This window comes from Kitasatospora sp. NPDC057692 (assembly GCF_042799475.1).
Taxonomy (GTDB): domain Bacteria; phylum Actinomycetota; class Actinomycetes; order Streptomycetales; family Streptomycetaceae; genus Kitasatospora.
Genome location: NZ_JBHVIV010000017.1, coordinates 67,769 through 89,486 on the forward strand (window position 1 = coordinate 67,769; position 21,718 = coordinate 89,486).

Genomic DNA, 21,718 nt, shown 5'->3' on the forward strand with positions numbered 1-21,718 from the left:
CCTCACCCGCGGACGCATGCCGTCACTTGCCCAGGACGGCCTGCATCACCGACTTGGCGATCGGGGCGGCGAGCCGGCCGCCGCTGATGCCGTCGCGGTTGTTGGAGCCGTCCTCGACGACCACCGCGACCGCGACCGAGCGGCCGTCGGAGGCCTTGGCGTACGAGGTGAACCAGGCGAACGGCAGGCCCGCGTTGCCCTCGCCGTGCTGGGCGGTGCCGGTCTTGCCGCCGACCGTCAGTCCGGGGATCTTGGCGTTCCGGCCGGTGCCGTTCTCGACGACCGAGACCATGAGGTCCTGCAGCTTCTGCGCGGTCGCCGGGCTGACCGGCTGGGAGAACTGCTTGTCGGTGTGCTTGGAGATGGTGGTCAGCGAGGCGGAGCGCTCCTCGGCGACCAGGTAGGGCTGCATCAGCGTGCCGTTGTTGGCGATCGCCGCGGAGACCATCGCCATCTGCAGCGGGGTGGCCTGGGTGTCGTGCTGGCCGATCGAGTCCTGGGCGGTGCCGTCCGGGGTGGAGTTGGACGGGAAGACGCTCTTCTCGGAGCGGATCGGGGTGTCCACGGTGCTGTTGAAGCCGAACTTCTCGGCCTGCACCCGCATCTTGTCCTTGCCCAGGTCGGCGCCCATCTTGGCGAACACCGTGTTGCAGGACTGGTCCATGCCGGACTTGATGGTGGCGTTGCCGCACTGCTCCCGGTCGGACTCGTTCTTCAGCACGAAGTTGGTGCCCGGCAGGGTGTACGGGTCCGGCGTCTGGGTCTGGTCGTCGATGCTCTGGTACAGGCCGTTCTCGAACGCCGCCGCCGCGGTGACCAGCTTGAAGGTCGAGCCGGGCGGGTACGTCTCGCGCAGCGCCCGGTTGAGCATCGGCTTGTTGGGGTCGGCGTTGAGGTCGGTCCAGGCCTTGGAGTCCGCCTCCGTGTTGCCCGCGAAGCTGCCCGGGTCGTAGGACGGCGTGGAGACCAGGGCCAGGATCGCGCCGGTCTTCGGGTCGAGCGCGACGACCGCGCCCTTCTTGTTGCCGAGCCCCTCGAAGGCGGCCTTCTGGGCCTTGGAGTCGATCGTGGTGACGACGTCGCCGCCGCGCTTCTGCTCGCCGGTCAGCATGTCCAGGGTGTTGCGGAAGAACAGCCGGTCGTCGCTGCCGGAGAGGACGCCGTCCTCCAGCTGCTCCAGCTGGCTCGACTCGAACGCCTGCGAGGAGTAGCCGGTGACGTGGGCGTACATCTGGGGATCGATCCAGGACCGCTTGTACTTGTAGCGCAGGCCGTTCACGAAGGTGGACTGGGTGATCGGCTGGCCGTCGACGATGATGTTGCCGCGCGGGTAGGCGTAGCGGTCGTAGACCTGGCGCTTGTTGTACTTGTTGCTCGCCCAGGCGTCGGCCTGCACGCCCTGGATCCAGTTGGTGCGCACCATGAGGGCCAGGACCAGCACGAGGCAGAAGATCGAGACCCGGCGGATCGGCTTGTTCACGAGGCGGTACCCCCCTGGATCTCGGGTGTGGGGGTGGGTTCCACCCCGGGGCGGCGGGCGTTGTCGCTGATCTTCAGCAGGATCGCGACCAGCGCCCAGTTGGCGACCACCGAGGAGCCGCCCTGGGCGAGGAACGGCATGGTCATACCGGTCAGCGGGATCAGGCCGGTGACGCCGCCGGCGACCACGAAGACCTGCAGCGCCATCGCCGAGGAGAGGCCGACGGCGAAGAGCTTGCCGAACGGGTCGCGGGCGGCGATCGCGGTGCGCAGGCCGCGCTGGATCAGCAGGGCGTACAGCATGAAGATCGCCATCATGCCGGTGAGGCCCAGTTCCTCGCCGAACGAGCCGAGGATGAAGTCGCTCTTGGCGGCGAAGTCGATCAGCCAGGAGCGGCCCTGGCCGAGGCCGGAGCCGGTCACCCCGCCGGAGCCGAAGGACATCAGCGCCTGGCCGATCTGCTCGGTGGCGCCCGGCGGGTGGTTCGGCGCGAAGGCGGCCATCGGGTCGAGCCAGGCGTCGATGCGGGTCTTCACGTGGCTGGTGGTGGAGGCCACCGCGACCGCGCCGCCGATCGACATCAGCAGGCCGAAGACGATCCAGCTGGTCCGCTCGGTGGCGACGTAGAGCATCACCACGAAGAGGCCGAAGTACAGGAAGGACGAGCCGAGGTCGTTCTCGAAGATCAGGATGAGCAGGCTGAGCAGCCAGATCACGATGATCGGGCCGAGGTCGCGGCCGCGCGGCAGGTACAGGCCCATGAAGCGGCGGCTGGCCAGCGCCAGGGCGTCCCGCTTGACCATCAGGTAGCCGGCGAAGAACACGGTCAGGATGATCTTGGCGAACTCACCGGGCTGGATCGAGAAGGAGCCCATCCGGATCCAGATCTTGGCGCCGAAGTCCTCCTTGCGCGCCGGGAAGAACGCCGGCGCGGCGAGCAGCACCAGGGCCACCGCCATCGAGATGTAGGTGTAGCGCTGGAGGACCCGGTGGTCCTTCAGGAAGACCATCACCACGATGAAGAACGCGATGCCCAGGCCCGACCACATCAGCTGGTTGGCCGCGGCCGGGAAGTTGTTGTGCATCAGCGGCCCGGCCTTGTCGAGCCGCCAGATCATCACCAGGCCGAGCCCGTTCAGCAGGGTCGCGATGGGCAGCATCAGCGGGTCCGCGTACGGCGCGAACCGGCGCATCAGCAGGTGCGCGATCAGTGCGAGGGCGCCCATGCCCAGGCCGTAGCCGAGCATGCCGGTCGGCAGCGCGTCGTCCATCGCCAGGCCCACGTTGGCGTACGCCAGGACGGGCAGCACCACCGCGAAGGCGAGCATCGCCAGCTCGGTGTTGCGCCGGTTGGGCGTGGCCTGCGGCGAGATGGTGGTGTTGCGGCGGCGCCGCGAGGACGCGCGGTCGGGCGGCACGCCGGCATCCCGGCGGTTGGCATCGCTGCTCACATCGAAGGTACTCACGTCGTAGCCGCTCCCTGACGGCCGGCGGGTCCGCGCCGGGCGGGCCTATGTCGGGTCGCGTCCATCACGGCTTCGGGCAGGAGTCGGCGCGCTGCCGCTCCTCGTCGGTCAGGCCGGGCAGGTCGCCCTGCGGGGCGGCCGGGGCCGCGGCGCCCTGGCTGGGCGTGGCGGCCGGGGCGGTGGCGCCCGGGGTCGGGACCGGCGGGGTCGTGGGGACGCCGGCCGCCGGGGCGCGCCCGGTGGCGGACGGGCCGGGCGGCGTGGTGGCCGCCACGAACCCGGCGTGCGTCGCCACCGTTCCGGCGGCCTGCTGGGCCGCCGGGTTGGCGGCCGGGTTCGCGGCCGCGGCCCGGACGTCGGCGACCTTCCGGCAGAGCGCGGCCTGCTCGCCCAGCTTCTTCACCTTGTCGTCGGCGTCGCCGAGGCTGCTCGCCGAGATGGTGTTGGTGACGTGGGTGCGCTGGTCCTGCGGGAGGTACTTGAGCTCGATGTCCTTGTACGGCGTGTGCACCGAGGACAGGTTCAGCCCCGCCAGGCTCTGGTTGACGCCCTGGTAGACGGCGACGTGGTCGCCCTCGGCGCCGACGTAGTACTGGCTCTGGGTCCACTGGTAGCCGAAGAAGCCGCCCGCGCCGAGCAGGCCCACGGTGACCAGGCCCACCAGCGAGAAGGTCAGCGCCCGGCTCTTGCGCTTCCTGCGGGACGGCGCCTCGTCGCCGAAGTCCTCGGTCCCGTAGACCGGGGGCTCGCCGTCCTCCGGGTAGCCCCCGGCCGGCCCGAAGCCGCCCTGGCCGTCGGGGCGGCCGCCGCCGTAGCCCTCGGCGGGGCCGAAGGCGCCCTGCGGGCCGCGGCCCAGCCCGGCGGCGCGGCCGGCCGGGGTGTCCGCGATCGAGCGGTCGGCGGCGGACGAGGACGGCGGGGTCTCGGCGACCGCGCCGACCACCACCGGCACGTCGTTGAACTGGCCGCTCAGGGTGTCCGTGGCACCGACGTCGAGGACGTCCGCCACGATGCAGGTGATGTTGTCCGGACCGCCGCCGCGCAGGGCGAGCTGGATCAGCTCCTGCACGGTCTGCTCGGGCGCGTAGAAGCTGCCCAGGGTGTCCTGGAGGGTCTGGTGGCTGACCGGGCCGGAGAGGCCGTCGGAGCAGATCAGGTAGCGGTCGCCGGCCCGGACCTCGCGGATCGACAGGTCGGGCTCGACCTGGCCGCGGCCGTCCAGGGCGCGCATCAGCAGCGAGCGCTGCGGGTGGGTCTCGGCCTCCTCGGGCGTGATCCGCCCCTCGTCGACCAGCCGCTGCACCCAGGTGTGGTCCTGGGTGATCTGCACCAGCGCGCCGTCCCGCAGCAGGTAGGCGCGGGAGTCGCCGACGTGCACCAGGCCCATCCGCTGGCCGGTCCAGAGCATCGCGGTGAGGGTGCAGCCCATGCCCTCCAGCTGCGGATCCTCCTCGACCATCTGGCGGAGCCGGTCGTTGGCGCCCTGGACCGCGTCGCCGAGCAGGGTCAGCAGGTCGGCGCCCGGGACGTCCTCGTCCAGCCGGACGATCGAGCCGAGCACCTCGGAGGACGCGACCTCACCGGCCGCCGCGCCGCCCATGCCGTCGGCCACGGCCAGCAGCCGCGGGCCGGCATAGCCGGAGTCCTCGTTCCCCTCCCGGATCAGTCCCTTGTGGGAGCCGGCGGCGAAGCGCAGCACCAGGGTCATGCGACCTGTGCCCCCCTCTGGGTCATGGACGGGATGCTGTCCCTCATGCGCTACTACTTCCGCAGTTCGATGACGGTCCTGCCGATACGGATCGGCATGCCCGGCTGGAGCGGGGTCGGCGCGGTCAGGCGCTGACGGTCCAGATAGGTGCCGTTGGTGGAGCCTAGATCCTCCACCGTCCACTGCCCAGTCTGGTCGGGATAGATCCTGGCATGCCGGGAGGACGCGTAGTCGTCGTCCAGCACGATGGTGGAGTCGTGGGCCCGGCCGAGCGTGATGGTCTGGCCCTGCAGCGCCACGGTGGTCCCGGCCAGCGAGCCCTGCACCACGACGAGCTGGGTCGGGGCGCCGCGGCGGCGCCCGCCGCCCTGGGTCGGCGGGCCGCCCGGGGCCGGCTGGCCCTGCGGGGCGCGCCCGGCGGCCGGGGCCGCTCCGGCGGCGGTCGCGGGGGCGGACGCGGTGGAGGCGCCGCCCCGGCGGGAGGCCCGCGGGTTCACCCGGGTCCCGAACAGATCGCTGCGGATCACCTGGACCGCGACGATCACGAACAGCCACAGCACGGCCAGGAAGCCCAGCCGCATGACCGTGAGGGTCAGTTCTGACATAACCGCGCCCGCTCTACCCTTCGACCTGTCGGTAGACGATGGTGGTGGAGCCCACGACGATTCGAGAGCCGTCGCGGAGCGTAGCGCGCTGGGTGTGCTGCCCGTCCACCACGATGCCGTTGGTGGACCCCAGGTCCAGCACCATCGCCGGGGTGCCGGGGCGGATCTCGGCGTGCTTGCGGGAGACCCCGGGGTCGTCGATGCGGACGTCCGCCTCGGTGGAGCGGCCGAGCACGCAGGCGTTGCCGGTGATCTGGTGCCGGGCTCCGTTGACCTCGATCCAGCGGCGGACCGCGGTGCCGTGGCCGGCGCCCGGGAACGGGCGGACGTTGCCGCCGGCCGGTGCGGGCGGGCCGGGGGGCACGGCGGGTGGCGCGGCGGGCGGCGGGGGCGCGCCGTACGGGGCGGCGCCGGGCTGCTGCCAGGGCGCGCCGGGCGCCGGGGCGGCCGGCGGGCGGCCGTAGCCGGGCTGGGTCGGCTGCGCGGGGGCCTGCTGCTGCGGATCCTCCGCGGCGAGGGTGCGGCTGCGCACCCGGTACAGGCCGGTGTCGAGGTCCTCGGCCTTCTCCAGGTTCACCTGGAGCGGGCCCATGAAGCTGTAGCGCTGGGCCTCGGCGTACTCGCGGACCATGCCGGCGAGCTCGTTGCCCAGCTGCCCGGAGTAGGGGCTCAGCCGCTCGTGGTCGTGCGGGCTGAGTTCGACGATGAAGTCGTTGGGCACGACGGTGCGGTCGCGGTTCCAGATGCTGGCGTTGTTGTCGCACTCGCGCTGCAGCGCGCCGGCGATCTCCACGGGCTGGACCTCGGACTTGAACACCTTGGCGAAGGTGCCGTTGACGAGACCCTCGAGTCGCTGCTCGAACTTCTTCAGCACTCCCATGGGGCACCCCCTTCCAGGGTTCGGTCGCCTGCCTGCCGACCGGATTCCGGGGAACCGGTCACGCCTACTTGCGGTACTTCCGTACTGATCGTATCCACGCCGGGGCCATCCGTACGGTTCCCGGACCACGTGGTGCCCGGGGGTGGGCTCGGACACACAGGGTGACGCATGCGGGCGGCAACATGCCAGGGCTACCCGCCCGGCGGGGCCGCCATCCCTCGCTCGCCTGTTCCCCGGGCATCCGTTCGGATGCGCCCGGGTGCCCCGGGGAACGGATTCGGAGGCGACCCGCAGGTCGTGCTACTGTTTTCCATGTCGGAAGGGGCGCCCACCGGGTGGCCCGATCGAAGAACCGCAAGGGCCACATGGTACCGAGCGGAACGGCTGATCGACCGGCAAGCGGTGAAAACACCCATGCGCGGGTGGCGGAATAGGCAGACGCGCTGGATTCAGGTTCCAGTGCCCGAAAGGGCGTGGGGGTTCAACTCCCCCCTCGCGCACAGCGAAGCCCCGCAGATCTTCGGATCTGCGGGGCTTTCTCGTTCTCCCCTTCTTCTTCTCCCGCGGGACCTCTTCTCCGGCGGGGCGGGTCCCCCCGGCGCCGCGCGGGGCGGCTCAGGAGGTCGGGGCCGGCAGGTCGGCGAGGACCTCGAATCCGCCGTCCGGGGTCGGACCGGCGGTGAGCGAACCGCCCAGCAGCTGGGCGCGCTCGCGCAGCCCGACCAGGCCGTGGCCGCCGCCCGGCAGGGTCTGCACGGGGCGGACCGGCGGCGCCTCGTTGCGCACCTCGACCCGCAGCCGCCGGCCGCGGGCCCGGACCCGGACGTGCACCGCGGCCTCGGGCGCGTACTTGGTGATGTTGGTGAGCGCCTCCTGCACCGTGCGGTAGGCGGCCCGCTCGACCGCCTCCGGCCAGGGGTGGTCGCCCGGGAGGAGCTCGGTGTCGGCGGCCAGCCCGCTCTCCTCGATCAGCCGGGGCAGGTCGGCCAGCCGGGGCTGCGGGGCCAGCGGGGTGTCCATCCGCGGACCGCCGGCCCGCAGCACCCCGACCATCTGGCGCAGCTCCTCCAGGGTGCGCACGGAGAGTTCGCGGATGGTCCTGGCGACACCCGCGGCCGCCGGGTCGGGGGTGGACACCTGGAGCGCGCCGGCCTGGATGCTGATCAGGCTGACCTGGTGCGAGACCACGTCGTGCATCTCCCGGGCGAGCCGGCCGCGCTCCTCGCTGAGCACCCGCTCGGCGAGCAGCCGGCTCTCCCGCTCCTGCCCGCGGGTCAGCTCGTCCAGCCGGGAGGCCAGCTCCCGCCGGGTCCGGGAGAGCAGTCCGGTGGCGGCCGGGCCGGCCGCGAGCATCACGGACTGGATGGCGTACAGGGCGGTGTCCCGGCTGATCGTGAAGGACTGCTCGGAGACCGGCCAGTGGAAGAACTCGACGAGCGCGAACAGGACGGCGCAGGGCACCACCACCCGGGGCCGGGGGCGTTCGGCGGCCACCGTGTAGACGGCGGTGATCGGGGCGAGCCAGATGTCGTCGAAGTAGCTGCCGGGCATGGTCAGCAGCAGCACGGTGACCGGGAAGCGCCGCCGCCACGGCAGCGCGACGGCGGCCAGCACCGACAGCAGGCTCTGCCAGAGCGGGGCGCCCCGGGCCACCAGGGCGGCGTCCACCAGTGAGTAGAGGGCGGGCAGCAGGAGCATCAGCCAGGGCGCGGTCAGCCCGGCCAGGAGGCGTCGTGCGGGGAGGGCTCCGCCGCTCATGCCCCGTCGCTCGGCTTCGGGCGGACCAGCCCGGCCCGGTGGGCGATCACGGCCGCCTGGACCCGGTTGGCGGCGCCGAGCTTGCCGAGGATCGCGCTGATGTGGTCCTTCACGGTGCCGGTGCCCAGGAACAGCCGGTCGGCGATCTCGGCGTTGGACAGGCCCTCGCCCAGCAGGGCCAGGACGTCCAGCTCCCGGCCGGTCAGCGTGCGGGCCAGGGTGGCCGCCTCGGCGTCCGGGCCGCCGCCGTCCACGTAGCCGCCGATCACGGTGCGGGTGACCGTCGGGGAGAGGATGTTGCCGCCGGCCGCGAGCACCCGGACGGCGTGCACCAGTTGCTCCGGGGCGGTGTCCTTGAGCAGGAAGCCGGACGCGCCGGCGCGCAGCGCGGTGCCGATGTACTCCTCGGTGTCGAAGGTGGTGAGCATCGCCACGGCCGGCGGGTCGGGCAGCGCCCGGATCCGGCGGAGCACCGAGATGCCGTCCAGGTCGGGCATCCGGATGTCGAGCAGCACCACGTGCGGGCGCAGCCGCCGGACGTACTCCTCGGTCTGCGCGCCGGAGCAGTCGCCGACCACCTCCAGATCGGGGGCGGAGCCGACGATGAGGCCGAGCCCGGAACGGACCAGGATCTCGTCGTCGACGATCAGCACGCGGGTGGTGGTGATGGGTCCCTCCTCGGTTCGGCGGCCGGGCCGGGCCGGTCCGCATGACTGGAATCGAGGGTAGGCCCTGACCGGCGACGACGACCGATGCCCGGGACCGATCGGGGAGACCCCCGCCGAACGGCGGGGGTGTGAATCCGCTACCTGGTTCACGCCATTCTCACGGTCGGTGGGGAACCATGGAATTGGCTGCCGCTCAGTCGGCCTGCCGGCCGAGGTGGGCGTTCGCCGGGTCGTCTGCGGATGCGACCCACCACCTGATCGTTTGGAATTGAGCTGTGTCGTCCACTGTGAAGCCGGAGCCGTCCACCTCCCCCACCGGGTCCGGGTCCGAGCCCGGCGCCGTCATGGCGCGCTGGCGCCCGCGGGCCGCCGTGGCGACGGTCTGGTACCTGCGGCTGATCGCCCTGCTGAACCTCGTCACCGTGCTGCTGGTGCCGTTCCGGGACCAGGTCGAGACGCACAACGAGGGCGAGTACTTCACCCCCTACCTGATGACCGCCGGCCTGAGCAGCGCGGTGCTCTCGGTCTTCCTGGCGGTCGCCATGCGGCGCCGCAAGCGGGCCGCCTGGATCTTCAACCTCGCCCTGGCCGGGGTGTTCGCGCTGCTCTACCTGGCGGCCATGTCGCTGCCCGACGAGGGCTTCAACCGGCACCCGCTGAACTATGTCTCCACCGTTCTGACCTGCGGTTTCGTCCTGGCGCTGCTGGTCGGCCGGAAGGAGTTCACCTCCAAGGGCGACCGCTCCAACCCGAAGACCGCCGCCGCCACCTTCGTGGCCGGCCTGGGCTTCGGCGGCGTGGTCGGCGCCGCGCTGGTCGCGCTGACCAACAACCTGCCGACCGCGGACTTCTGGGACATGTTCCGCTACTCGGTCGGCCGGATGGTCACCGTCACCCCGTCCGAGCACCTGCGCTCCGTGATCGACGCGCCGACCTGGGTGAACGCGGTCATCAACGCGATGGGCGCGCTGCTCTTCCTGCTCGTCCTCTACGTGGCCTTCCGCAGCCCGCGCGGCACCGAGCTGCTCAGCGCCGAGGACGAGCAGCGGCTCCGGGTGCTGCTGGACAAGCAGGGCGAGCGGGACTCGCTCGGCTACTTCGCGCTGCGCCGGGACAAGGCGGTGATCTTCTCGCCGAGCGGCAAGGCGGCGATCGCCTACCGGGTGGTCGGCGGCGTCTCGCTGGCCTCCGGCGATCCGATCGGCGACCCGGAGGCCTGGCCGGGCGCGATCGACGTCTGGCTGGCCGAGGCCCGCGAGCACGCCTGGGCGCCGGCCGTGATGGGCGCCTCCGAGGAGGCCGGGGTGATCTACGCCCGGCACGGCCTGGACGCGCTGGAGCTGGGCGACGAGGCGATCGTCGAGCTGGACGAGTTCTCGCTGGACGGCCGGGCGATGCGGGTGGTGCGCCAGGCGTACAACCGGGTCAAGCGTGCCGGGTACACGGTGCGGATCCGCCGCCACGAGGAGATCCCCGAGTGCGAGATGGCCGACCTGGTGGCCAAGGCCGACCAGTGGCGCGACGGCGCGACCGAGCGCGGCTTCTCGATGGCGCTGGGCCGGCTCGGCGACCCGGGCGACGGGCGCTGCGTGATGCTGGAGTGCCACGACGCCGACGGCGAGCTGAAGGCGCTGCTCAGCTTCGTGCCGTGGGGTGCGGACGGGCTCTCGCTGGACCTCATGCGCCGGGCCCGGGACACCGAGAACGGTCTGATGGAGTTCATGGTGATCGAACTCCTGCAGCGCGCCCGTGAAGTGAATCTGGCCAGGGTCTCGTTGAACTTCGCCATGTTCCGTTCCGTTTTCGAACGCGGATCGAAGCTCGGTGCCGGACCGGTGCTGCGGCTCTGGCGTTCCGTTCTGGGCTTCTTCTCGCGCTGGTGGCAGATCGAATCGCTCTACCGGGCCAACGCGAAGTACCGGCCGATCTGGGAGCCGCGTTATCTGCTCTTCGAGAAGAGCAGCGAGATTCCGCGGATCGGCATCGCGAGTGCCCGCGCCGAGGGTTTCATCACCGCACCGAGCCTGCCCGCGCTGTTCCGTCGCCGGCACCAGGGGCCGCCCGCCGCCGAGGCGCCCCGCGTGCCGGTGGCGGCACGGAGCGGGAAGGGGTAGACCCTCCGCCGGGGGGCGGAGGGGACCGGTCGTCCGGATGGGGGGATTTCGGGGTGGAGCCTCCCCCCAGAGGATGACGGGGATCGGCACAAATGCCGATGTGGATTCCCGGAGCGGCTTCTAATGTGGAGGTAGTCGGGAAGGCGCTTGCGCCGACGGGGATTTGGAGAACCGGTTGTGATGCGGAGAACCCACGCGGGGGGCGTGCGAAAGGGGCCGATGGCTATTGCCGGAGAGGCCGCTGTCGCCGAGTGGGGAACGCTGTTCGGCACGGTGCGGGAGCAGGTGGTGCGCAAGAAGTTCGCGGCCGTCCCGCTGGCGACCGCGGCGACCTGTCTGATCCTGTTGTTCAGCATCGTCCAGCACCTGCCGGGCGGGGAGCACTTCGTCACCCGGATCGGTGTGGTGAAGGCGGCCCTGCCGCTGGACGTCTCACTGCTGCGGACGCCGCTGTCGCTGTACGTGCCGGCCCTGGACCTGCCGGTGTGGGGCGCGCTGGCGCAGGTCTTCGTGGTCTTCGGGATCGCCGAGATCGTGCTCGGGCGGCGGCTGACCCTGGTGGTGGCCTACACCTGCACGCTGGCGGGGACGCTGTTCGCCCGGGTCGGGGTGGCGATCGGGCCGGACCACCTCTTCGGGTTCCCGAAGTGGGTCGCCCATGTGCGGGACACCGGGCCGTCGGCCGCGGTGGTGGCGCTGGCGATCTGCATCGCGTTCCGCTGCCGGGCCTGGTTCACCGCCGGGCTGGTGGTGACGCTGATGGTCGGTGAGGCGATCGTGCTGCCGAACCTGGCGGGCATGGAGCACGTGGTCGCGGTGATCGCGGCGCTGCTGATCGCCGTCTCGGTGGAGGTGTTCGGGGACTTCTGGCCGCGGGTGCTGGCCGGGGTCGGGGCGGCCACCGTGGTGGCGACGGCCGCCGCCTCGTTGGAGGCGGCCGCCGAGCCCCGCCGCCGGGCCCCGGCCGGCGCCTGAGACGAGCGGGCGAATCAGAGGGGCAGTTCGAACCAGACCACCTTGCCGACGGCCTTGCGGGCGGTGCCCCAGCGGTCGGCGAGCTTGGTGACCAGGGTCAGACCGCGGCCGGTCTCGCCGAGCTGCTCGGCGGGTTCCAGGGACGGCAGGTTGTGGCTGTCGTCGCTGACCTCGACCAGCAGCTTGTCGACCCGGATCAGCTGGAGCTGGACCCGGTCGCGGGCGACCCGGACGGCGTTCGTGACCAGCTCGCTGACCAGCAGCACGGCGGTGTCGCTGAGCGACTCCAGGTGCCAGGCGGCGAGCTGCTCGCGGACCAGGGCGCGGGCCCGGCCGACCTCGCGCTGGTCGACGGTGAGGTCCCAGGTGGCGACCTCGCTCGGCGCGACCCCGTCGAAGCGGGCCACCAGCAGCGCGACGTCGTCCTTGCGGTCGTCCGAGTGCAGCCGCTCCAGGACCACGTCGCAGGCCTGCTCGGGGCTCTGCGTCGGGTCGATGAGGTTGCCGCAGAGCGCGGCCAGCCCGGCTCCTATGTCGCCGCCCCGCACCTCGACCAGCCCGTCGGTGCACAGCACCAGCATCGAGCCGTCCGAGACGTCGATGGTCTTGGCGACGAAAGGGACCCCGCCCACGCCGATCGGGGCGCCGGCCGGGATCTCCAGCAGTTCGCCGGTCCCGTCCGGGTGGACCAGGACCGGCGGGACGTGGCCGGCGCTGGCCAGTTCGCAGGTCCGGTTGATCGGGTCGTAGACCGCGTACAGGCAGGTGGCGAGGTGATCGTCGCCGAGCTTGTGGGCCAGGTTGTCCAGGTGGCGCAGCAGTTGGCCGGGCGGCAGGTCGAGGGCGGCGAGGGTCTGCATCGCGGTGCGGAAGCGGCCCATCGCGGCGGCCGAGTGCAGGCCGTGGCCCATCACGTCGCCGACCACCAGGGCGACCCGGCTGCCGGGCAGCTGGATCGCGTCGAACCAGTCGCCGCCGACCTCGGCCCGGGAGTCGCCGGGCAGGTAGCGGTGGGCGATCTGGACGCCGGGGATCTGCGGCGGCCGGGTCGGGATCATCGACCGCTGGAGGGTGGTGGCGACCCGGGCCTCGGCCCGGTGCAGCCGGGCGTTGTCCAGCGAGAGCGCGGCCCGGGCGGCCAGCTCCTTGAGGGTGGCGGCGTCGCTCTCGTCGAAGGGGCCGCGGTCGGGGAGCCGGAGCAGCTTGAGGATGCCGAGCACGGTGCCGCGGGCGGAGAGCGGGACCACCAGCATCGAGCGGCCGGAGACCACCGGGACGAGTTCCGGGCCGCCGAGTGCGGCGGCGTAGTCGACGGCGACGTCCACGGTGACCACCGGGACCAGGACCGGCTGGTTGAGCTGGAGGGCCATCCCGGGCGGGGTGCGGCGGGGCATCGCGACCAGCGAGCCCTCGGCGAGCACGTGGTCCCACTGGCCGGTGGACTCGTTGCGGGCGAGCGCGACCCGGCGGAGCATCGTGTCGTCGTCCGGGCGGGCCTCGGGCAGCTCGGAGTCGGAGATCAGGCCGTCGACGAGGTCGACGCAGGCGAAGTCGGCGACCCGGGGGACGAGTACCCGGCACAGCTCGTGGGCGGTGAAGCCGAGGTCGAGGGTGGTGCCGACCTTGCCGCCGACCTCGCCCAGCAGGGCCAGCTGCTCGCCGGCGTGGCCGTTGGTGAGGAACGGGCCGAAGCGGCCGGCCGACGGCGCGGGGGCGGGCGGCGCGGCCGGCTCGTCCGGGAGGAGCCGGTGCCCGTGGGCGGGCGGTCCGACGGCGGCCTCGACGGTGGTCTGCTCGATGGCGGTGCCTCCTCTCGGCGGGGCCGGGGCGGCCGGACCGGTGGCCGGCGTGCCGAGGCCGGCCGCGGCCGGGGCGGTGGCGGCCGGGGCGGTGGCCTGTGCGGCGGCCTCGCGCTGGGCGGGCAGCGGTCCGGCCGGACGGCGGCCGGGCGCGGACTGCTCGGGCTGCGGCGGCGGGCCGAGCCGGGCGGTGCGCTGCTGCGCGGTCGGGTAGCGGCGGCCGATCCCGGCCGCGGCGTGCGCGGTGCCGGCCGCCGGGTCGGCCGGGCGCACCGGCAGGACGGTGGCCGGGTCCAGCCGCAGGGCGGGCAGCCCGGCCGGGGCCAGGGCGGCGAGCAGCGGTCCGCGGCGTTCGGCGGAGCCGGGCAGCAGCGCGGCGAGCGGTTCGGGCACCGGCCGGCCGGGGGCGGTCAGCGCGGCGGAGAGCCGGTGGAAGCCGCCCAGCGCGCCGGGGGCGGCGGCGAACGGCAGCAGCCGCTCGCCGACGGCCAGCCGGGGGCCGGAGGAGCGCAGCGGACGGGCGTCGGCGGCCAGCGCCAGCAGTCCGCCGGCCGGGCCGTCCACCGGGTAGGCCCACCAGAGCACGTCCCGCAGGTGCTCCTCGCGGTCGACCACGGGCAGCTGACCCGCCCAGGGGGTGCCGGCGGCGGTCAGCTCGGCGAGGGTGGTGAAGGTGTCCCGGCGGCGTCCCGCGGCCGGGGTCGCGGCCGGGCCGGGCACACTGCGCGGTTCGGCGGCGGGCAGCAGTCCCGCGGCCGGGCGGTCGCGCACGGCCTCCGCGCGGTGTCCGAACAGCTCCTCGGCGGCCCGGCTCCACTGGGCGATCCGCCCGTCGCGGTCGACCAGTACGAGGGCGAGCCGCACCAGGGCGACCACCCCTGAGGGTTGGTCGCCCGGTGTGGAGACGGGCCCCGGGTCGGTGCCCGCCGGACGCGGTGTGGAGTTGGGATCGTCCACCATGGATTCGGTCTGCTCCCGCCTGGCCGCCCTGTCGGGAGACGGCCGTTTCTCCGGAGGAAGGCATGCTGTGCGGATACCAGCGAAGCACGGACGGGCCGGGAGTCGATAGCGAAACGGGGAGATTCCTCGGTATCAGTTGCGTGTCACGTGCCGTGCGCCGGTGCGCACTCCCCGTCCATCGCGCGGAGGACCCGCGCGGGCGGACGGTAGGGTCGCAGGACGGCACGCAGGAGGAGGCGAGAGGTGACCGCGCAGATCCCGGTCCGCTGGACCGATCCGGAGCAGCAGGAGCTGGAGGAGCGGGTCGAGGCCGCCGAACTCGCCTGGCTCACCATGGACGTCGACGTCCGGACGCTGCGGGTCGAGATCGACAACTTCGCGCTGATCCACCACCAGCTGCTCGGGCCGCTGTACGCCCGGCTGGACGAGCTGGACGCGCTGCTCGCCGAGGCGGTGGCCGTCCGCACCGGTGACCCGGAGGACCTGCGGCGGGCCCGTGCCGCGCGTCAGCGGGTCGAGGACCTGCCGGACCTGGACGCGCTGTTCGACAGCGTCCGGGAGCAGAGCGAGCAGGAGCAGGCCCCGCCGCCGCCCGCGGCGCCCGCCCGGGTGCGGCCCGGCCGGGACGCCCAGCGGATCTACCGCGAGCTGGTCCGCCGCGCCCACCCGGACCTGTCCACCGACCCGGAGGAGCAGGGGCGCCGGGCGGCGTTCCTGGCCCGGGTCAACGAGGCCTACGCGTACGGCGACACCGGCGCGCTGGAGGCGCTGGCCGCCGAGTGGTCCACCGCGCCCGAGGCGGCGCCCGCCGTCGACTCCCCCGACCGGCTCGGCTGGCTGCGCCGCCGGCTGGAGTGGCTGACCGGCCGGATCGGCGAACTCGCCGCCGAGCAGGTCCGGCTGGAGCGCAGCGCGATGGGCGAACTGCTGGCACTCGCCCCGCAGGACCCGGACGGGCTGCTGACCGAGCTGGCTGAGCAGCTGCTGGCCAAGGCCGCCGCCCAGCAGGCCGAGCTGGAACGCCTGATGGGTGCCCGGCCGGTGGGGGACAATGGCGGGGCCGATCCCGACCCCCAGGAGAATCAGACGATGTTCGCGCAGATCCCCACCATCACCGCCGCCGCCGTGCCGGCCGACGCCGCCCTGCTGGACGTCCGGGAGCAGGACGAGTGGGACGCCGGGCACGTGGAGGGCGCGCTGCACATCCCGATCGGCGAGGTGGTCGCGCGGATCGGCGAGCTGCCGGACGAGAGGCTGTACGTGCTCTGCCGGGTCGGCGGGCGCTCCGCGCAGGTCGTCCAGTACCTGGTGCAGAACGGCCGGGACGCGGTCAACGTGGACGGCGGGATGTACGCCTGGGACGGCGCGGGCCGTCCGATGGTGAGCGGCGACGGACAGGACGCCTTCGTCCTGTAGGGGCCGCGATCACGGTGGCCGCGGTCGGCGCGGCGGTCCGGCCGCCGGTCGTGGGCGTGCTGCTGCTGCGGCGCCGCCGCCGGAGCGGACCGGCCCGGTCCGGGGGCTCCGCAGGGCGCCGCGAGTAGGGCAGGATGGGCGCGCGACCGGGCCGGCGCGGTGCCGGCCCCACCCGTCCCCGGGGGAGTTCATGGCCGAGAGCGCCGAGGCCACCGAGAACGCCGAGAACGCCGAGTCCGTTGAGACCGCCGAGAACGCCGAGAACGCCGAGCCCGTAGAGAGCGCCGACAGCACCGGGAGCACGGACCCGCCGCCGGCCCGCCGGGCCTGGTCGACGCCGGCCCGGGTCGTCCTGGGCGCGGCCGCCGTACTGCTGGTGACGGCCACCGGGCTGTTCCTCGGCGCGGTCTTCCTGCACGTGGCGCCCGCCAACCCGCTCTCCCGGGAGTACCGGGAGCAGCTGGACGGCCTGATATACCCGGAGTTCGAGCAGAACTGGAAGCTGTTCGCGCCCAACCCGCTCCAGCAGAACGTCGCGGTGGACGCCCGGGTGCGCACGGTGTCGGCGGACGGGGAGCCGGTGGTCCACGACTGGGTGGGGCTGACCGCGCAGGACGTCGCGGCGATCCGGGGCAATCCGGCGCCCAGCCACGCCGACCAGAACCTGCTGCGCCGGGCCTGGGACTTCTACGACGGCTCGCACAGCGCGCAGGACGAGTCGCCGACCACCGAGCGCGGGCGGCTCGCCGAGGAGTACCTGAAGCGGATCGCGGTGCAGCGGATCGGCCGCGGTGCGGCGGGGCGGCCGGTGGTGGCGGTCGAGCTGCGGGTGACCACGACGACCCTCGCCCCGCCGGAGTGGAGCGGGGAGGCGGCGCCGGCCGCGCCGAAGGTGCGCGAGCTGCCCTGGTGGCCGGTACGGGACGAGGACCTGCGGGGGCTGTGGTGAGCGGCACGACACCGGCCGGGGCGCGGGAGCGGCTGCTCGACGGGATCCCCCGCCAGCCAGGACCGGCGGCCGGCGGGGACGGGCCGGCCGGTCCGCACCGGCCGGGGCCGGCCGGGCTCGCGGCCAAGGCCTTCGCGGTGTTCGCCGGCCGGGTGCTCGGGCGGCACCAGGCGGCGGCGGTGCGGATCGGCTTCGGACTGGTCTGGCTGGCCTACCTGCTGCGCGAGTGGCCCAACCGGCGGCTGCTGTACGGCGACACCTCGCCCTGGTCGGCGGAGCTGGCGGACCGACTGCTGGCCGACAACGGGGCGTTCACCGTGCTGCCCTGGTTCGGCGGGAGGCCCTGGTTCGAGCTGGTCTACCACCTGGCGGTGCTGGCCGCGCTGGCGGTGCTGCTGGGCTGGCGGACCAGGGCGGCCACGGTGCTGTTCCTGGTCACCGTGCTGTCGCTGCAGAACCGCAACGTGTTCCTCGGCGACGGCGGCGACAACATCGTCCACCTGATGGCGGTCTACCTGGTCTTCACCCGGTGCGCCGAGGTGTGGTCGCTGGACGCCCGGCGGGCCCGGTCCGGGCGGGGCGGGGCGGCCGGGGTGCTGCTGTGGACGGTGCTCGGGGCCGTTCTGCTGCTCTGTCAGCTGGGGGGCTTCGCCGGGACGAGCCTGGACTGGACCGTCCCGGCGTTCCCGTACGTCGGCTGGGGACCGCTGTTCTGGCTGCTCTGGGCGGTGGCCGGGCTCTGGTGGCTGGTGGACCGGCTCGCTCCGGACGGTGAGACCCGGGCGGTGCTGGACGCGCTGGCGACCATGGTGCACAACTGCGCGATGCTGGTGATCGCCGTCGAGGTGGTGCTGATCTACGCCACGGCCGGCTGGTACAAGGTGCAGGGCTCGCGCTGGCAGGACGGCACCGCGCTGTACTACCCGCTGAACCTGGACTACTTCACGCCCTGGCCGGGGCTGTCCGGGCTGGTCGGCGGGGCACTGCTGCCGGTGTTCCTGATCACCTACGGGACGGTGCTGCTCCAGGTGGCCTTCCCGTTCACCTTGGTGAACCGGCGGATCAAGAACGCGCTGCTGGTGGTGATGATGGCCGAGCACGTCGGGATCGCGGTGCTGCTCGGGCTGCCGGTGTTCTCGTTGGCGATGATCGCGGCGGACGCGGTGTTCCTGCCGACGGCGGCGCTGCTGTGGGCCGGGGAGCGGGTCGCGCGGATCCGGCCGAGGGGCCGCCACTAAGCTGACCGGTATGTCCTGGTTCGCCGCTCTTCGAGACACCGCGCGGACCGGACTGACCATCGACCGGGAGCTCACCGACCCCAAGCGGGCGGTGCGCGGGGCGGTCGCCGTCGCCCTGGTGCTCTTCCCGACCCTCGCGCTCGGCGACGCCCGGCTCGCCACCTCGGCCGCGATGGGCGCGTTCATCGCCGGGACGGCGACCTTCCAGCGCAGCTTCCGGCCGCGGGCCACGCTGGCCGTCGCCGCCGGGGTCGGACTCGGCGTCAGCACCTTCCTCGGCTACCTGGCGGCCGGGGTGACCGGGCTGTTCCCGGTGCTGCTGGCGGTCTGGGCCTTCGGCGCCGGGCTCGCCTGGGCGGTCGGGCCGACCGCCGGGGTGGTCGCCGCCAACACCCTCTCGGTGATGCTGATCGTCGTCCAGCTGCCGGTCAGCGCGCTCACCGCGCTCGGCCACGGGCTGGTCTGCGCGCTCGGCGGCGTCGTCCAGGCGCTGGTCATCACCGTCTGGCCGATCGGCAGCTGGACCGCCCAGCGCGAGGCGCTCGCCGACACCTACGCCGAACTCGCCGACTACGCCCGGCGGCTGCGCCAGGACCCGACCGCGCACGTGGACCCGGAGCCGTTCATGGAGGCCCGGCACGCCGCCGCGCTGACGCCCTGGCAGGACCGGCACCGGCCGCCCGAACTGCGCGGCCTGCGCGGTATCGCCGAGCGGATCCGGCCCACCCTGCCGGCGATCGCCGACCCCAAGGTCGGCGCACCGGAGGAGGGGCCGGAGCGCGACCGGGCCCGGGAGGTGCTGGCCGCCTCCGCCGAGGCGATGGACGCGCTGGCCCGGGCGATCCGCACCGGCGACCCGCTCCAGCTGCCCCGCTCGGCGCCGGCGCTCACCCTCGTCGCCCGGACCGAGGGGCCGGAGCTGCGCGGCGCCGCCCGCCGGGCCGCGCGCCGGCTGGCCGGACTGCTCCGCAAGGCCTCCGACACGCTCGACCGGAGCTCCGAGGACACCATCGACACCCCCGTCCTGCGGCCCGGCGGGGCGCTGCGCAAGCCGCCGCTGGTCCGGATGCTGCCGACGGCGCTGCGCGCGGTGCGGCGGCAGTTCCATCCGCACTCGGCGGTGTTCCAGCACGCCGTGCGGATGTCCGGTGTGGTCACCGCCGCCTATCTGATGGCCCGGCTGGTCGGCTTCCACCACGGCTACTGGGCGCCGATGACGGCCGCGATGGTGATGCGGCCGGACTTCGCGCAGACCTACAGCCGGGGCGTGGCCCGGCTGGCCGGGACGGTCGTCGGGGTGGCCGCCTCCACCCTGGTGGTGCAGCTCGCCCGGCCCGGCGAGTGGGTGCTGGCCGCGCTCGCGGTGCTCTCGATCGCCGGCGCCTATCTGACCTTCCGCACCGGCTACGCGGTGATCACCACCTGCATCTCCTCCTACGTGGTCTTCCTGCTCGGGCTCCAGGAGGGCAACCCGCTGGTCACGGCGGTGGAGCGGGTCGGGCTCACGCTGCTCGGCGGCTCGGTCGCGCTGCTCGTCTACGCGCTCTTCCCGACCTGGCAGACCGCCCGGCTCGGTGAGCGGCTGGCCGAGTGGCTGGCCGCCGCCGGGCGGTACGCGGCCGAGGTGGTCGCCGTCTACGGGCGCCCGGCGGCGCCGCGCGGACGGGAGGTCCGCGCGGCGCTGCTGGACTCCCGGGAGGCGCGCTCGGAGCTGCTCCAGGCGATGCAGCGGGCCGACGCCGAGCCCGGCCGGCACGCCTCCGGGCTGCCCGGGGTGAGCCGGCGCCAGTTGGACCGGGCGCGCGCGGCGGTCGGCCACCTCGGCCGGGTCGCCGTCCTGCTGGAGGCCCACCTGCCCGGGGAGGACGCCGAACCGGTGCCGGGGGCGGCCGAGTTCGCCGAGGAGCTGCGGCTGGCCACGGCGCTGGCGGCGGGGGCGCTGCTGACCGGGCAGCCGGTGGAGTTCCTCGCCGTCCGGGAGGCGCAGGAGCAGTTGGAGCGCAGGCTCGCCGAACAGCCGGCCGGGGTGCAGGGGGACGTCGTGCGCTCCGGCACCCGGCTGATGCTCCAGGCGCTCAAGGACCTCGAACGGGCGCTGCGCGGCGGCGGTACGGCGGCCGCCGTCGAGCGGCGCGAGCCGGAGCCCACCGCGCGTTAGGACGCTCCCCCGGCGGCCGTAGCGGCCTCCAGCGCTTCTCCGCTGTGTGCGGCGCTAGCATCAGGGGAGAGAATCTCTCCGGTTAAGGGACGGGTGATGAGGGCGGACGCGGAACGCAGCCGGCGCAGGATCCTGGACGCCGCCTGCGAGGTCTTCCTGGAGCGGGGCCCGGACGCCCCGCTGGACGCGGTGGTCCGCCGGGCCGGGATCGGTGCGGGCACCCTCTACCGGCGCTTCCCCGACCGGACGGCGCTGGTCCGGGCGCTGGTCACCGACCTGCTCGGCCGGCTCGCCGAGGCCGCCGGAGAGGCCCGGGCCGCCGAGCCGGACCCCTACCGGGCGCTGCGCCGCTTCGCGCACGCCGCCGCCGACCTGCGGATGGGCGCGGCGATCGTGGTGCTGCTGGAGCGGCTGGCGGCCGACGCCGACCTGGTCGCCGTCCGCTCCCGGGCGGTGGCCGAGGTCGAGGCGCTGCTGCGCGCCGCCCAGGACACCGGGCAGCTGCGGACGGACGTCGGCATGGGCGACCTGGTGCTGCTCTGCGTACGGGTCTCCCGGCCGCTGCCGGGCGGCCTGGCCGCACTGGACGCCGACGGCACGCTCGTCCACCGGCACCTGGACCTCGCGCTGGCGGGCCTGCGGCCGGGCGGCGGCGACGATGAAGGGGCGGGCGGCGTGGTGCCGCTCTCGTTCGAGCAGGTGATCGCGGCCGCCGGGCGGCCCGGGGAGCCCGGTGCGACCGGGACGGCGGAGTGAGCGGGATGGACGGGGAACTGCTGCGGATCTGGCGGGCCGGGGCCGAGGAGCCGGGCACGGTGCTGCTGGACGGCTTCCACCCGCTGAAGCACGCGCTGCGGTTCGGCGGCGCCGTCCGGCAGGTGCTGACCGCCGACCGGGCCGCACTGCTGGCGCTCGCCGCCGAACTCGCCCCGGACGTCGCCCCCGCGCTGGACGCACTGGCCGTCGAACTGCCGGAGGCCGCGCTGCGCACGCTCGCGCCCCGGCTGCACCCCACCGGGGTGATCGCGCTGGCGGTGCGGCCCACCGCCGCGGCCAACCGCGCCGCACTGTCCGCCTCGCCCCGGCCGGCGCCCGTCGTGCTGCTGGAGAACCCGCGCAACCTGGGCAACGTCGGCGCGGTGATCCGGCTGGCGGCCGGCTTCGGCGCGGCGGGCGTGGTCACCACCGGCGAGCTGGACCCCTGGCACCCCGCGGTGCTCCGCGGCAGCGCGGGCCTGCACTTCGCCACCGCCGTCGAGCGGCTGACCCTGCCGGAGCTGCCGGCCGGCCCGCTCTACGTCCTGGATCCGGAGGGCGCGGACATCCGGGCGACGGCCTTCCCGGACGACGCGGTGCTCGCCTTCGGCACCGAGCGGCACGGTGTGACGCCGGAGCTGAAGGCGCGGGCCGACGAGCTGATCGCGGTGCCGATGCGGCCCGGGGTCTCCAGCTTCAACCTGGCGACCAGCGTGGCGATGGGACTGTTCCACTGGATGTCCGGGCGCCCGCCCGGCACGCCGGCGTGAACCGGCGGCCGGGGCGGG

At 74.0% G+C, this 21,718-nt stretch carries 16 protein-coding genes and 1 tRNA gene; 9 read left to right on the forward strand and 8 right to left on the reverse strand.

Annotated features, from left to right (window positions below; all coding sequences use genetic code 11):
* Nucleotides 1-22 precede the first annotated feature (22 nt).
* The 5 genes from ACFVFS_RS12945 to ACFVFS_RS12965 all read right to left on the reverse strand — a co-directional run bounded on the left by ACFVFS_RS12945 (nucleotide 23) and on the right by ACFVFS_RS12965 (nucleotide 6,139).
* The gene (locus tag ACFVFS_RS12945; RefSeq protein WP_380623251.1) at nucleotides 23-1,480 is read right to left on the reverse strand and encodes a peptidoglycan D,D-transpeptidase FtsI family protein; all 1,458 of its coding nucleotides are present in this window, start codon (nucleotides 1,478-1,480) and stop codon (nucleotides 23-25) included.
* Entirely contained in the window at nucleotides 1,477-2,898 is a 1,422-nt protein-coding gene (locus ACFVFS_RS12950) for an FtsW/RodA/SpoVE family cell cycle protein (RefSeq protein WP_380623332.1), read from the reverse strand. The genes ACFVFS_RS12945 and ACFVFS_RS12950 overlap by 4 nt, the downstream gene beginning before the upstream one ends.
* 112 nt (nucleotides 2,899-3,010) lie before the next feature.
* Entirely contained in the window at nucleotides 3,011-4,654 is a 1,644-nt protein-coding gene (locus ACFVFS_RS12955; protein ID WP_380623253.1) for a PP2C family protein-serine/threonine phosphatase, read from the reverse strand.
* A gap of 53 nt (nucleotides 4,655-4,707) precedes the next feature.
* The gene (locus ACFVFS_RS12960; protein WP_380623255.1) at nucleotides 4,708-5,259 is read right to left on the reverse strand and encodes an FHA domain-containing protein; all 552 of its coding nucleotides are present in this window, start codon (nucleotides 5,257-5,259) and stop codon (nucleotides 4,708-4,710) included.
* Nucleotides 5,260-5,272: 13 nt separating this feature from the next.
* Entirely contained in the window at nucleotides 5,273-6,139 is an 867-nt protein-coding gene (locus ACFVFS_RS12965) for an FhaA domain-containing protein (RefSeq protein WP_380623257.1), read from the reverse strand.
* 416 nt (nucleotides 6,140-6,555) lie between these two features.
* Between ACFVFS_RS12965 and ACFVFS_RS12970 the strand changes: the two genes are divergently transcribed.
* Nucleotides 6,556-6,639, forward strand: a tRNA-Leu gene (locus ACFVFS_RS12970).
* Between the two features lie 115 nt (nucleotides 6,640-6,754).
* Here the strand turns inward: ACFVFS_RS12970 and ACFVFS_RS12975 are convergent.
* A complete protein-coding gene (locus tag ACFVFS_RS12975) occupies nucleotides 6,755-7,897 on the reverse strand; it encodes a sensor histidine kinase (RefSeq protein WP_380623259.1) in 1,143 nt (380 codons plus the stop codon).
* Complete coding sequence (locus tag ACFVFS_RS12980) at nucleotides 7,894-8,544, reverse strand: response regulator (protein ID WP_380623334.1); 651 nt, start codon at nucleotides 8,542-8,544, stop codon at nucleotides 7,894-7,896. Before ACFVFS_RS12980 ends, ACFVFS_RS12975 begins: the two co-directional genes overlap by 4 nt.
* Before the next feature lie 365 nt (nucleotides 8,545-8,909).
* Here ACFVFS_RS12980 and ACFVFS_RS12985 point away from each other — a divergent pair, with 365 nt between their 5' ends.
* Both ACFVFS_RS12985 and ACFVFS_RS12990 read left to right on the forward strand, forming a co-directional pair.
* Nucleotides 8,910-10,679: a phosphatidylglycerol lysyltransferase domain-containing protein gene (locus ACFVFS_RS12985; protein WP_380623336.1), complete on the forward strand. Its 1,770-nt coding sequence runs from the start codon at nucleotides 8,910-8,912 to the stop codon at nucleotides 10,677-10,679.
* A gap of 219 nt (nucleotides 10,680-10,898) precedes the next feature.
* Entirely contained in the window at nucleotides 10,899-11,654 is a 756-nt protein-coding gene (locus tag ACFVFS_RS12990) for a hypothetical protein (RefSeq protein ID WP_380623260.1), read from the forward strand.
* A gap of 14 nt (nucleotides 11,655-11,668) precedes the next feature.
* Here ACFVFS_RS12990 and ACFVFS_RS12995 read toward each other — a convergent pair whose 3' ends face one another.
* Complete coding sequence (locus ACFVFS_RS12995) at nucleotides 11,669-14,413, reverse strand: SpoIIE family protein phosphatase (protein WP_380623262.1); 2,745 nt, start codon at nucleotides 14,411-14,413, stop codon at nucleotides 11,669-11,671.
* 243 nt (nucleotides 14,414-14,656) lie between these two features.
* Between ACFVFS_RS12995 and ACFVFS_RS13000 the strand changes: the two genes are divergently transcribed.
* The 6 genes from ACFVFS_RS13000 to ACFVFS_RS13025 all read left to right on the forward strand — a co-directional run bounded on the left by ACFVFS_RS13000 (nucleotide 14,657) and on the right by ACFVFS_RS13025 (nucleotide 21,700).
* Entirely contained in the window at nucleotides 14,657-15,829 is a 1,173-nt protein-coding gene (locus ACFVFS_RS13000; RefSeq protein ID WP_380623264.1) for a rhodanese-like domain-containing protein, read from the forward strand.
* 190 nt (nucleotides 15,830-16,019) lie between these two features.
* Nucleotides 16,020-16,778 carry a DUF5819 family protein gene (locus ACFVFS_RS13005; protein WP_380623266.1) on the forward strand — a complete coding sequence of 253 codons (759 nt, stop codon included), beginning with the start codon at nucleotides 16,020-16,022 and terminating at the stop codon, nucleotides 16,776-16,778.
* Nucleotides 16,775-18,016 carry an HTTM domain-containing protein gene (locus ACFVFS_RS13010; RefSeq protein ID WP_380623268.1) on the forward strand — a complete coding sequence of 414 codons (1,242 nt, stop codon included), beginning with the start codon at nucleotides 16,775-16,777 and terminating at the stop codon, nucleotides 18,014-18,016. Before ACFVFS_RS13005 ends, ACFVFS_RS13010 begins: the two co-directional genes overlap by 4 nt.
* 10 nt (nucleotides 18,017-18,026) lie before the next feature.
* The gene (locus ACFVFS_RS13015) at nucleotides 18,027-20,174 is read left to right on the forward strand and encodes an FUSC family protein (protein WP_380623270.1); all 2,148 of its coding nucleotides are present in this window, start codon (nucleotides 18,027-18,029) and stop codon (nucleotides 20,172-20,174) included.
* A 96-nt stretch (nucleotides 20,175-20,270) separates the two neighbouring features.
* Nucleotides 20,271-20,930, forward strand: a complete 660-nt coding sequence (locus ACFVFS_RS13020) for a TetR/AcrR family transcriptional regulator (protein WP_380623272.1) — start codon at nucleotides 20,271-20,273, stop codon at nucleotides 20,928-20,930.
* Nucleotides 20,931-20,935: 5 nt separating this feature from the next.
* Nucleotides 20,936-21,700, forward strand: coding sequence for a TrmH family RNA methyltransferase (locus ACFVFS_RS13025; protein ID WP_380623274.1), 765 nt, complete (start codon nucleotides 20,936-20,938; stop codon nucleotides 21,698-21,700).
* The last annotated feature ends 18 nt before the right edge of the window (nucleotides 21,701-21,718 follow it).

Bases quoted from the DNA above. Each gene is read 5' to 3' on its own strand.
- ACFVFS_RS12955 (WP_380623253.1), bottom strand. From the start codon at position 4,654: ATGACCCTGGTGCTGCGCTTCGCCGCCGGCTCCCACAAGGGACTGATC.
- ACFVFS_RS12960 (WP_380623255.1), bottom strand. From the start codon at position 5,259: ATGTCAGAACTGACCCTCACGGTCATGCGGCTGGGCTTCCTGGCCGTG.
- ACFVFS_RS12965 (WP_380623257.1), bottom strand. From the start codon at position 6,139: ATGGGAGTGCTGAAGAAGTTCGAGCAGCGACTCGAGGGTCTCGTCAAC.
- ACFVFS_RS12975 (WP_380623259.1), bottom strand. From the start codon at position 7,897: ATGAGCGGCGGAGCCCTCCCCGCACGACGCCTCCTGGCCGGGCTGACC.
- ACFVFS_RS12985 (WP_380623336.1), top strand. From the start codon at position 8,910: ATGGCGCGCTGGCGCCCGCGGGCCGCCGTGGCGACGGTCTGGTACCTG.
- ACFVFS_RS12990 (WP_380623260.1), top strand. From the start codon at position 10,899: ATGGCTATTGCCGGAGAGGCCGCTGTCGCCGAGTGGGGAACGCTGTTC.
- ACFVFS_RS12995 (WP_380623262.1), bottom strand. From the start codon at position 14,413: ATGGTGGACGATCCCAACTCCACACCGCGTCCGGCGGGCACCGACCCG.
- ACFVFS_RS13005 (WP_380623266.1), top strand. From the start codon at position 16,020: ATGGCCGAGAGCGCCGAGGCCACCGAGAACGCCGAGAACGCCGAGTCC.
- ACFVFS_RS13015 (WP_380623270.1), top strand. From the start codon at position 18,027: ATGTCCTGGTTCGCCGCTCTTCGAGACACCGCGCGGACCGGACTGACC.
- ACFVFS_RS13020 (WP_380623272.1), top strand. From the start codon at position 20,271: ATGAGGGCGGACGCGGAACGCAGCCGGCGCAGGATCCTGGACGCCGCC.
- ACFVFS_RS13025 (WP_380623274.1), top strand. From the start codon at position 20,936: ATGGACGGGGAACTGCTGCGGATCTGGCGGGCCGGGGCCGAGGAGCCG.